This is a genomic window from Pseudidiomarina fusca, from assembly GCF_032227045.1.
GTDB classification, from domain to species: Bacteria; Pseudomonadota; Gammaproteobacteria; order Enterobacterales; family Alteromonadaceae; genus Pseudidiomarina; species Pseudidiomarina fusca.
Genome location: NZ_JANFPJ010000003.1, coordinates 278,132 through 289,478, shown reverse-complemented (window position 1 = coordinate 289,478; position 11,347 = coordinate 278,132). Strand labels below are relative to the sequence as shown.

Below are 11,347 nucleotides of genomic sequence, written 5' to 3'. Positions count from 1 at the left end.
ATATCAGGTGTTTTAAGTCACGGAAATTATCCGGGATTGGTCCGTTCTGATAGAGGATGTCTGAAAGCTGTTGCATCTCGGTGTGACAGATAAAATTATAAAAGTGTTGTTCATCTTCATCCATGTCAAGGTAGTGCTCTAACCAACTGAGCTACGGACGCACATTCTGAGGCGTTCACGATTGTGAACGGGGGCTATATTAGTCATTCTGCCACACGACGGTGCAAGTGGTTTCTGCCCTGTCGTTGCTCGATCGCGTAAGTTTCGACCTATTCTAGAAACCTAGCGGTATTCCGAAGCTGAACAAGCTAACCAACTAAGCTGTCCATACCACCATAAATGCTAGCGCAGCTGCTGACCGAGGAGGTGCTGAGCGATTAAGCGTACCACGTAGCTTAGTTTGAACAAACCAGCTAGAAATAGCTGTAAAAAATGCAACACAGCCACTGTCATTAGTGGGAACTCGGCTTCGAGACCCCAAGCAAGATAGGCTACTACTAAGAATGCTCCCAAAAAGATAAGCATGGCGTAGTTGGCACCCGTTAGGAGGCGCTGGGCTGTTTGCTGTTGAGCCGGGCTGGGGCGATTAGCCTGATGTGCTTGGTGTGCTGCAACAGCGGTAGCAGCGGCGCTACTGAAACGAGTATCAATGGTAGTCATAGGGCACCTTGGTTGCTGTACGTCAAAACAGTCATCTTCAATGTATGTTTTAATAAAATGCATTATGCATGCATGTTTGATGCGGATCAAGCTTTGGGTTAATATCTGCTTTGTAAATGCACCTTTACGGCGGTCTTATGCAATTAAAAAAATATACGGATTACGGTTTGCGCATCTTGATGTACTTGGCCAGTTACGAGCAGGTGGGCGAGGGGGCTAAGTTGGCAACGATAAAAGAGATTTGTGCTACGTTCGATTTGTCAGCTAATCATGTGAATAAGGTGGTGCATCATTTAGGACGGCTAAAGTTAATCGAAACTCGTCGTGGCAAACATGGTGGGTTTTTGTTGGCGCAGGCGCCAGAGCAGATCTCGTTGGCTTTTGTGATAAGGCAGCTTGAGGGTGATGAGAAGTGGATTGAATGCGAAAATCCCTACTGCGTGGCGATGCCTGCTTGTGAGCTAAAAGGTATAGTGGCACGTGGAAAAGAGTTGTTTTACCAGTACCTTGAACAATATTCGCTAGCCAGCTTGATGGTGCAGGCGCCACAATTACGTGAGATATTCACGGTGGCGCGCGGTGAGTTAAATTAACCGGCACGCCACCTTTGTTCAAGTTTGATTAAAACCCAAGCGGGATGCCAAAGCTGAAAAACGCGACTAACAGCGCGGTCCATACCAGCATAAAGGCCAGTGAATAGGGCACCATCATGGCAATCATTTCACCAAAGGTGAGTTGCGGATTATATTTGCGCATAAAGGCTAAGATAATACCGGCGTAACTCATCATCGGGGTGATGATATTGGTTGATGAATCCGCCACTCGGAAGGCTGCGGCGACTAAATCGGGTGTCATTTCGCTATTAACCAAGTACAGCATCGGAATAAATATTGGGCCTAACAGCATCCATTTAGAGGTGAGCCCGCCGACGAAAATATTAATGATGGCGGTAACTAGGATAAAGCCAATCAATAATAATACCGGAAAGCTTTGTAACCCTAAGTTAGTGAGTAAAGTAGCGCCTAGATAGGTGATGTAGGCGCCAAGTCCGCTGTAACTAAGTACACCCAGAAAGTTATAGCAAAAGAAAGTAAGCACCAAGATGTAGCCCATGGTGTCCATCTGTTTCACCATGGCTTTCACGACATCTTGCATCGAGGTAAAACGTCCGCTTGCCACACCAAAAGCAACACCCACTGCGGTAAAGACGAAAGTGATAAGTAGGATCACGTTATTCAGGTAGGGAGTAATGGTTGCGCCCTCGGCGTTTTGATAGGGTGCCAGGGGGCCCACTGCTAAGCCATAAACAGCCAGTAACGCTACCACTAGAGCAATGCCTGCGGCACGTAAACCTTTTTGTTCTTGCGCAGTGACATCAAAATCGCCGAGCTCTAATTCAGCTGGGATGGTATAGGGCTTTTGCTCGAGTCGCGGTTGCACAAATTTTAACGTAACCCAAGCCCCTACCGCACCTAACACGAAAGTTGAAGCCAAAATGAAGTAGTAATTCATGGTGGCTGGCGTTAAAGGTTCTCCGGCTTGATTGGTGAAAGGAATCCCCTGAGCTTCGGCAAAAACTTGAGCGTTGACCCCAATAATGACATCAATCGGGGTTGCGGGAATTAAATTGGCACTAAAGCCGGCGGAAACTCCGGCAAAAGCTGCGGCCATGCCGATCAGCGGGTTTTTGTTTAAGCCTGCATAAAGTAGCCCGGCCAGCGGGATCAAGATCAAGTAACCGGCATCGGTAGCAATGGAGCTCATGATGCCAATAAAGACGAGGAATAAGGGTAACCAATTAATGGGTAAGCCGCGTGATACTTTCTTTAAGATGGCGCCAAATAATCCAGAGTGTTCTGCAATGCCTACCCCTAGCATGACGATTAAGATAACGCCAAGCACGCCGCCACCAAAACCTAACCAGTTAGCTAATAACGCATTATCAAACAGCCATACCACATTGTCGCTGGCCAGCATGTTTTTGATTTCATAGGCTATGGGTTGCCCATCGCCACCGTAGGTTGTGAAGGTTAAGCCACCGATGGCCCAGGTTAACACCAGCGCGCCGACTAGAAAGTAAATGAAGATAATAACGGGATCGGGGATGCGTTTACCAGCTCGTTCAACAAAAGCGATGAAGCCTTTATCGCTGGAGGTTGTTGGTTGTGAAGACACTGCTAGGTTCCTTAGTTATTTTTATTAGGTATTGTGATGATGGGCATGGTAGGAGAATTTTTCCGGGGTGTCTACGCTTTAGCTGGCACATATAGGTGGTTCTGGGGCTGGCACTTGTCCTTGCGTACGGCAGCCAAGTAACAAGCGCCAGACCAGAATAAGTTTATCTTAATTGATGCTTCAACACCTTACCGTTCGCGTTGTGGGGGAGTTCATCCATGACGGCGTAAATGCGGGGACATTTATAATCGGCGAGGCAGTTGCTCATGTGTGCACGCAAGTCAGCTTCAGTGGCGTCAGCTTTCAGTACCACGCAGGCTTTTACGGTTTCGCCCCACTGCGGGTGCGGAATACCAATAACCGCGGCTTCTAGCACCGCAGGGTGCCGGGCTAAAGCATCTTCAACCTCGCGTGGATAGACATTTACACCGCCACAGATAATGAGATCTTTGATGCGATCTTTGACCCAGAAATAGCCGTCTTGGTCACGAATACCTATATCTCCAGTTCGGATCCAGCCGTCGCTGGTGAAGACCTCTGCGGTGGCGCTGGGATTACGCCAATATTCTAGCATCAGGCCTTCTCCGCCAATGTGAATTTCGCCCGGTTCGTTCACTGCTGCGATCTTGCCATCGCTGTTGATAATTCTCATCTCGGTAAAGGCGGCGGCACGCCTGCCAACAGATCCAGCTTTGCTGGCATGCTCTTCTGGGCGTAAAAAACTGCCAGTTGGACCGGCCTCGGTTAGGCCGTAAACGCAATAAAATTGATCGCTACCAAAGGCTTCTTGTACTTGTGTTGCATGTTCTGCGGCTAACGGGCCGCCACCATAAATCCAGTGACTCATGCTGGTTAAGTCAGTTGTTTTAATAGCAGGGTGCTGTGCCGTCATCAGGTAGGCCACGGGTGCGCCAAAGAAATGGGTGGTGCGTTCTTGTGCTACTAGCTGAAGGAGCAGTTCAGGAGTAAAAGTTGGTGCGATAACATGGGTGCTGCCCATGATGGTACCGCCTACTAAGGTTAGGTTTAGCGGTGCCGAATGAGTAAATGGCATCAGCGATAACAGCCGACTATCGGGGCCGTAATGCATTTCTGTGGCGAACATCATGCCAACAAAGAGTAACGCTTGATGATGAAACAAGACCCCTTTGGGGCGGCCAGTGGTGCCTGAGGTGTAGAGCAAGGTTGCGGCGGTTAATACGGCGTCTGTTGCCAACGGTTGTAATGGGTCTTGGGCGCTATCTGATGGCCCGGGGGGCAGGGTATGGGCGATTGGCTGGCTGGCAAGAAATTCGGGCATCTGGTTAATCACCAGGCTGTTTATACCTAAGTCGCGGCAGGCTGCTAGTGCGTGGGTGCTGGTTAAATCACAGGTGATCACTAAACGGGCATCTGCATCGGTGAAGATGTAGTTAAGCTCACTGGCGGTGAGTTTGACGTTAATCGGAGCGACGATGGCACCGATACGTTGGATGGCAAAATACGCCACCACAAAAGTGTAGGTATTGGGTAACACCAAACAGACCCGGTCGCCTGCGCTAATTTGGTACTGGCAAACTAAGTAGCGTGCACAGCGATCCACATCGTTATCGAGTTGCTGCCACGTTGCTCGCAGTTGGCCATCAACGACGGCTTCTTGGTTTGGGTATTTACGGGCGTTACGTGCTACGTAAGCTGGGATAATCATCGCAGGCTCCTTAAAACGCGCGGTTAATGATTGAGTTAAGATCGAGCCCACTGGGCAGACAGCCGTAATTGGCATGACTGCGGGCAACCAGACGTGCAGCGATAAAAGCATCAGCTAGGGTATTGGGGGCGTGTTGTAAGAGCAGGGCCGCCTGCAAGGCAAGCGCCATGTGGTCGGCAAAGTAACGTGCATGGTAGGGCCATTGCTGTTGCGGCGTTTGTTTGAAATTGCGTTGTAGTTCAGCGACAAATTCATCAAAGCGTCGGTCACAGCCGCTCGCTCGCTGCAGTTCGTTAAAATAGGCCTCGAGTACTTGTGGTTCTTTTGCTATGGCGCGCAGAATATCCAGACATTGCACGTTTCCGCTGCCCTCCCAAATGGCGTTAACCGGGGCCTCTCGATACAAGCGCGGCATGATGGTGTTTTCCATAACGCCCATACCACCGATAACCTCCATGGCTTCGTATGCATGATTAGGGGTGCGTTTACAAATCCAATACTTACCTATGGGAGTAGCAATACGGGCCAACAGCCGCTCGTGTTCTTGATCTTGTTGGTCCATGGAGCGAGCCATGCGCAGGGTAAGTGTCATCGCAGCTTCGCTTTCTAGAGCTAAATCGGCTAACACATTCTGCATCAAGGGTTGATCACAGAGGAGGGCACCAAAGGCTTGGCGATGACGGGTATGATGAATGGCTTGTACGGTTGCTTGACGCATTCCAGAACTAGAACCAATCATGCAATCGTAACGAGTCATGGCCACCATCTCGATGATAGTGGGCACGCCGCGGCCCGGCTCACCTACCATCCAGCCAAGTGCACCGCGCAGCTCACACTCGCTGGAAGCGTTGGCAATATTGCCCATTTTGTTTTTCAGTTGCTGGATCTGCAGCGCATTTTTACTGCCATCAGGGCGCCAACGGGGCACTAAAAAGCAGGATAGGCCGGCTGGCGTTTGCGCAAGGACTAAGAAGGCATCACTCATAGGAGCAGATACAAACCACTTATGGCCCACCAGTTCATAGGCTTCGCCGGCACCTTCCGTACCTACCGCATAGGCTTGGGTGCTGTTGCTACGTACGTCAGAACCACCTTGTTTTTCGGTCATCGCCATGCCGATGGTTAGGCCTAATTTTTGCCCATCAGGTAGGTTTCGGCCGTCGTAGATGGTGCTGGTAATTTTGGGTGCGAATTGCGCAAACAAGTTGGGTTGATGGCGCAAGGCTGGTAGGGCGGCAAAGGTCATGGTTATCGGGCAACCGTGGGCAGCTTCCACTTGGGTGTGCAAATAATACTTGGCGGCACGGGCGACGTGGGCACCAGGCTTCGGGTCAGTCCATGGGCTTGCATGTAAACCTTCGCTGATAGCGATGTCCATCAATTGGTGATAGCTAGGATGAAAATCGATGTGATCGATACGGTGGCCAAAGCGGTCGTGGGTAAGTAGTTGTGGCTTATTTGCATTGGCGTGAAAGCCCAATGCAATGCGTTCGGGCAGACCGCACTCTGCACCAAACCGGGCTAAGTCTTGTTGCGCCCACGCGCCGCCTTCGCGGTTAACTGCTTCTTGAAGGGCGCTATCTTCTGCATAAAGATTATAGTCTTCTAAAGCTGGGGGTTGGTTTTCTACTTGGTGGGTACTGCTTAGATAAGTAGGGTCGCGTTCGGCTGGCATGATGGTTGTCCTGTGTTGATCATTATTTATGAGTTATTGATGATGCGAGATGGGCTGACGGCCATGGACGGGCGCTGATGGCCTGCATACAAAAAGCAACGCTGGTTTGCACCGCGGCATGAGCATCGAGTTGTTCGGTTTTGGCCAGCGGCCCAATTAAAGCTTCAGCTATAGCTCCTACCAAAGCTCGACTACTCAAGCTGCTGTCTTGCGCAGGGAGTTCGCCCGTAGCTACGCCTTGCTCGATGGCGTTGGCAAAGAGTTGAGCGTAGCGTTCACGGTAATGTAAACGTGCGGCAACCACTGCTGGAGCTACCGGTTCAGCGATAAGGGCCCAGGCGGTGATAGGTGCACGTAAGGCACGTTTAGCAAAAGTGCTTAGGGCAGCAGCTATGCGTTCACTGGCAGTATCTGTGGTACTGCTAAGGTGTTGTTCCACTTGCGCGATTTCGATATCGGTAGCATGGGCAAAGAGCACCGTGCAGAGATCTTCTTTTGAGGGAAAGTAACGATACAAGGTACCGGTAGCTAAGCCACAACGATTGGCTAATGCGGCCATTTGCAATCCGCTGAAGCCCACTTCGTTAAGCATTGCTAGTGCATGGCTTACGATGGTGCTGTGGGTTGCTTGTTTGCGTTCACGTATTTTACTAGTTTCGCGGTAGGCCATGGTGGTTGCTCGTTGCTTGTTGCTCGTTACTTGTTCGTAGTTGCTCGGGTGTACGACCGTGTCACTCAATACAAGAAGTGAATCATGATTCATTTTTTAGATCAAGGTTTATTTGCAAAGCGATTGTGTCTGAAAATCAGCCAGATATGGCATTTATCTCTTTACACTATTAAAAGATAGTTGAAAAATTGTTGAAACTGATAACATTTGCGTCTATATTTCACTCACTTTATCTGTAGCTAAATGCGTACATACCTATGGGGCAAATCACTCACTTAGGTGCACACTAAGCTGCAATGAGTTTTAACAACACCAGTACAGGGATAATAACTATGGATAGAAGTACCTATCGAATGGGCGGTTTAGCTCGTTCCCTTAGACTGATTTTAACCGGGGTTGCAGCTGCTACCGTGCTTACTGCATGTGGTGGCTCTGATGATCCTGAGCCTATTACTCCGCCACCGCCTCCGCCGCCACCGCCAGCAAGTTACACGGTAACTGCTGAAGCCGGTGAGGGAGGAAGCGTGGCGCCAACCGAACAAGAAGTAGAGTCTGGCGAGCAAGCATCGATTGAGGTGACTGCTGATACGGGTTATGACATTGATGGCGTAACCGGATGTGGCGGTGATTTAGCTGGTACGACTTACACCACCGGTGCAATTACTGAAGACTGTACCGTCACCGCAAGTTTTATTAAAAAGACGTACACAGTTACCACAGATGTAACTGAGGGCGGTAGTTGGTCACCAACCGAAGCGATTGTTGAACACGGTGATAGCACCTCATTTGTGCTGACCTGGGACCCGGTGGATTATCGTATTTTAACCACCGAGGGCTGTGAAGGTAGTTTTGCAGATGACACTTATACTACCGGGCCGATTACCGCTGCGTGTGTGGTACAAGCGCAATTACAATTTAACGAAGCACCGCAGTGTGATGCCGGTGATGACACCGACGCGAATGCCGGTGATCGGGTCAGTATTGAAGGGACTGGCTCAGACGATATGGAGATTGTGAGCTGGTTATGGGAGCAGATAAGCGGTCCTGAGGTGGTGATTCTTGATCCCGCTAGCCCAACCCTTGAGTTTGATGCCCCTGACGTGACCGAGGTCACTACGTTGGTATTTCGGTTAACAGTTACGGATAACGAAGGCAAGACTGCCACGGATGAAGTGACAGTTACGCTGTATCCGGTGTATCCGGAACTTACTGGTGTCGCTATGTTTGCAGGCGATGCTCGTGCCGTAGGTAGCACAGTAACCGTCTATCTAGACAGCAGCGAAGATCTGCGTTCTATCAACTGGCAGGTGACTAAGCGTGCTGATGCAAGCGCGGTTGATTTTACTGCTATCAACGACAACGCAGCCATTGAATTCAATGTGGATGATGTAGGCTTGTATGATGTAGTGGCTACCTCGCACAGTGGTGATAGCATGCAGTCGATGGCGGTACTGACTTCTAGTGTGCCGGCACCAGACCCCGCCGCGTTAGAAAACTACGATGGCACCACAGCATTAGATGAAGTGGTGGCGGTGGTACTGAACCAATCGTGGGTGGTGAGTGATACGCTCACGGAAGCTGAGCTTACCGCGCTTATTACCAGCGATTACAGCACCCTTAACCCGGTTGCTTATGATGCAACGCAGGGCCTATTGGTGCAGTACGATGCGGATTCTATTTTGGTACGCGAACAGTTAGAAATGCTTAAGTTGCAGCCGAATATCGCATCTGTCAATCAGCGCGTGCATGTGGGTGTGAATGCTGAAATCAGCTTCAGTACCGCATTACCTGATGATGGTGACACTTGGGCTGATGGCGGCAGTAACTGGCACCTAGAAACCGAGCAAGGGGCAAACTTTGTCGAGGCTTGGAATACGGTTACCGGTAACGAAAACGTGCAAATTGCCGTGGTTGATGGTGGGTTTTATGCCGAGCATGAAGAGCTGCAAGGTCGTTATAGCCACTTGTTGACGGCGAGCCAGTCAGCGCATGGCAACGGCACCGCTGGTGCGATTGTCGGGGCTAGCAACAATGGCGTGGGTGTTACTGGTATCAATCACAGTTCGCAAGCAGTGTTAGCGCGCTGGGGCGTGCAGTCGTACGCTGAAGCTTTGGCGCAAGATGATGCCAATGATCTTCGTAAAATTAAGGTGGTGAATAACTCATGGGGTCCGATGGGGAACAACTCCAGCTCGATAAGCATGGGTATTTACTTCAGCCGTAGTTATCGCCAATTAGCCTTAGCTCATCAAGATGTGTTGCACGTATGGGCTGCCGGTAATGACGGGCGCTCAGCAACTTATCAAAATGGTGCCTTGCATTTAAATAACAACGGCAGCTACTCGCCTTTGAGTAATATCATGGTGGTTGCGGCTCACGGCAGCGACGGCTTGTTGTTGCCTTACAGTAACTATGGCACCAGCGTAGATATTGCAGCTCCTAGTGAGTATCTCGGGGTAGGTGCAGTTAACGCAGGTGTGTCTGAATACTATGCCAGCGAAGACGATAGTTATGGCAGTTGTTACAGCGGCGGCTTTAATGGTACCTCGGCTGCGTCGCCAGTAGTGGCTGGTGCTGCTTCGTTAATTTACAGCATGTATCCGGGCTTTACCCCAGCTGAAGTGAAACAGATCTTGGTCGACAGTGCTGATACTTATGTTACTCAGCGTCATGCCAATGCTGCGAGCTGTAATGGCGTGCCAGAAACGGTTGAATTACCTAGCCCGATTCCGGTATTGAATGTGGCTAACGCGGTGGCGATGGCGCAAGACATCATCAATAGTAAAGTGACTATTAGCCACTACATGGTGAATCCGTTTATGAATCAAGTGCAGTTTATTATGACTAGCATTGATAACAACTTAGCGGTGCAGTCTTTTGATTGGCAGTTAGAGAGCTTATCTGCTGAGCAAAACTGGTCTGTAACGGATTCAGGTACCGGTGATGTGGGTATTTTTGCGGGGATGTTTGATGGTACTGCGCAGGAGCATCGGTTAACAGTTAACGTTGAGCTGTATGATCCGCAAAGCGACACCATCGTGAATGCGAGCCGTAGCTATACCTTTAGCCTAGCGCAAGTATTCATCAATACTCGTGATACGGTCAGCCTGAACGCCATTGGTGGTGCTGAGTTGCAAATAGCTAACGAAGCTGGTCAATTGTATAGCTTTACCGGTTATTCGCCTGAAAGTGGTATTACCCCAGCATGGTTGAAGCCGGGTAGCTATTCGGTTTATGCCGAGGCAACGGATTATCAGAGCAGCGCGGTGAGCTTTACCGTAACGACTGATGAGCCGCAAACGATTTACCTCAATATGACGACACTAGATGCCGGTTCGGTGGGCTCTATTAGCGGCCGGGTGGTGAATCAAAATGATGAGCCGGTAGCAGGCGCGTCAGTACGTATCTCTGGTGGTGAGCTCACTAATGGCTACTTTGCTTCGGCAGTAACCAATAGTGCCGGTGAGTATGTGATTTCTAACATCTCCAAAGTATCGAGCACTGGCCAACCGATTGAGAGCTTTACCATGGAAGCGACAGCATCGATGCATACCACAGTGGTACGTGACGAAGTGATCGTATTGGCAGGCTTAGATCGGGTAGAAAACTTCCGTTTGAACGAGCTGGAAGAGTCTGAAGAAGTTATTTTTGCAGATAGCTTTGAAAATGGCCCCGGCGAATGGTCTGCAGAAGGTATGTGGCACTTGGAGTCAATGACGGGTAATAGCTTGTACAACCTGTTGGTTGATGAAGGGTATGTGCTGTTTGCTCCAGATGAAGTTGCTGACCATGCATATCTGCCACAGGCTTATGATGGCGATTACGTGTGGTGGTACGGCAAAGCCGATACAGGTACCTTTATTGGTGAACAAGCTAGTTCAGATACGCTGTTAAGTGGTGGTCGCTCTACGTCAAGTAATATGGGTATGCTAACCTCACCGGTGATTGACTTGAGTAATACCAACCAGCCGATGTTAGATCTACAAAGCTGGTGGGAAATCGAGTCAGTGAATCCTAATAGTAGCGGTTTTGATTTGCTACGGATTCAGGTGTCGATGAACGGTGATAATTTTGTCACGGTGCGTACGTTAAATCCGTATGTTGATCCGAATGATACGCAACGCGCTGCGAAGCCGTTCTCATCAGCGGGCTACAATCGTAAACCGGTGTGGACCAACGAACTGTTAGACTTATCGGCGTACGCAGGTTCGCAGATTCAGATCCGCTTCCAGTTCGCAACGATAGACCATTTATACAATGGCTTCCGTGGTTGGGTGATTGACCATGTGCGGGTGGTTGACCGCTATAGTGAAGTGGTGGATCCGTCGATTGCGAGTGGTCGCGTTGAGCATCCAGATTCAGCTGAGTTGTTACAGCAATTACGGCAGCCGCAATGGCAGCCAGAGCAGGCGCAACAAGCACCTGTGCGAGACTCTATGGATGGAGTGCAGCGGTAATACCCGTCATTAAGTGAGTTAAA

Annotated in this window: 7 protein-coding genes; 2 read left to right on the top strand and 5 right to left on the bottom strand. The window is 49.9% G+C overall.

Going from position 1 to position 11,347, the window contains the following annotated elements; translation table 11 throughout:
* Nucleotides 1–342 precede the first annotated feature (342 nt).
* A complete protein-coding gene (locus NOG12_RS03055; RefSeq protein WP_313932385.1) occupies nucleotides 343–660 on the bottom strand; it encodes a hypothetical protein in 318 nt (105 codons plus the stop codon).
* 137 nt (nucleotides 661–797) lie between these two features.
* Here NOG12_RS03055 and NOG12_RS03050 point away from each other — a divergent pair, with 137 nt between their 5' ends.
* Nucleotides 798–1,253 carry an RrF2 family transcriptional regulator gene (locus NOG12_RS03050; protein WP_110076904.1) on the top strand — a complete coding sequence of 152 codons (456 nt, stop codon included), beginning with the start codon at nucleotides 798–800 and terminating at the stop codon, nucleotides 1,251–1,253.
* A 28-nt stretch (nucleotides 1,254–1,281) separates the two neighbouring features.
* On the opposite strand, the gene NOG12_RS03045 is transcribed toward NOG12_RS03050, so the two are convergent.
* The 4 genes from NOG12_RS03045 to NOG12_RS03030 all read right to left on the bottom strand — a co-directional run bounded on the left by NOG12_RS03045 (nucleotide 1,282) and on the right by NOG12_RS03030 (nucleotide 6,960).
* Nucleotides 1,282–2,835 carry an AbgT family transporter gene (locus NOG12_RS03045; RefSeq protein ID WP_110076903.1) on the bottom strand — a complete coding sequence of 518 codons (1,554 nt, stop codon included), beginning with the start codon at nucleotides 2,833–2,835 and terminating at the stop codon, nucleotides 1,282–1,284.
* Between the two features lie 163 nt (nucleotides 2,836–2,998).
* On the bottom strand, nucleotides 2,999–4,522 hold the full coding sequence (locus NOG12_RS03040) for a class I adenylate-forming enzyme family protein (protein ID WP_313932384.1): 1,524 nt from the start codon (nucleotides 4,520–4,522) through the stop codon (nucleotides 2,999–3,001).
* Between the two features lie 10 nt (nucleotides 4,523–4,532).
* Nucleotides 4,533–6,197, bottom strand: a complete 1,665-nt coding sequence (locus NOG12_RS03035) for an isovaleryl-CoA dehydrogenase (RefSeq protein ID WP_313932383.1) — start codon at nucleotides 6,195–6,197, stop codon at nucleotides 4,533–4,535.
* A 22-nt stretch (nucleotides 6,198–6,219) separates the two neighbouring features.
* On the bottom strand, nucleotides 6,220–6,960 hold the full coding sequence (locus tag NOG12_RS03030) for a TetR/AcrR family transcriptional regulator (RefSeq protein WP_313932382.1): 741 nt from the start codon (nucleotides 6,958–6,960) through the stop codon (nucleotides 6,220–6,222).
* A 239-nt stretch (nucleotides 6,961–7,199) separates the two neighbouring features.
* Between NOG12_RS03030 and NOG12_RS03025 the strand changes: the two genes are divergently transcribed.
* The gene (locus tag NOG12_RS03025) at nucleotides 7,200–11,324 is read left to right on the top strand and encodes a S8 family serine peptidase (protein ID WP_313932381.1); all 4,125 of its coding nucleotides are present in this window, start codon (nucleotides 7,200–7,202) and stop codon (nucleotides 11,322–11,324) included.
* Nucleotides 11,325–11,347: the final 23 nt, after the last annotated feature.

Excerpts from the sequence above, each read along its gene's own strand:
- NOG12_RS03055 (WP_313932385.1), bottom strand. The coding sequence starts at position 660 with ATGACTACCATTGATACTCGTTTCAGTAGCGCCGCTGCTACCGCTGTT.
- NOG12_RS03025 (WP_313932381.1), top strand. The coding sequence starts at position 7,200 with ATGGATAGAAGTACCTATCGAATGGGCGGTTTAGCTCGTTCCCTTAGA.
- NOG12_RS03035 (WP_313932383.1), bottom strand. The coding sequence starts at position 6,197 with ATGCCAGCCGAACGCGACCCTACTTATCTAAGCAGTACCCACCAAGTA.
- NOG12_RS03050 (WP_110076904.1), top strand. The coding sequence starts at position 798 with ATGCAATTAAAAAAATATACGGATTACGGTTTGCGCATCTTGATGTAC.
- NOG12_RS03040 (WP_313932384.1), bottom strand. The coding sequence starts at position 4,522 with ATGATTATCCCAGCTTACGTAGCACGTAACGCCCGTAAATACCCAAAC.
- NOG12_RS03030 (WP_313932382.1), bottom strand. The coding sequence starts at position 6,960 with ATGAATCATGATTCACTTCTTGTATTGAGTGACACGGTCGTACACCCG.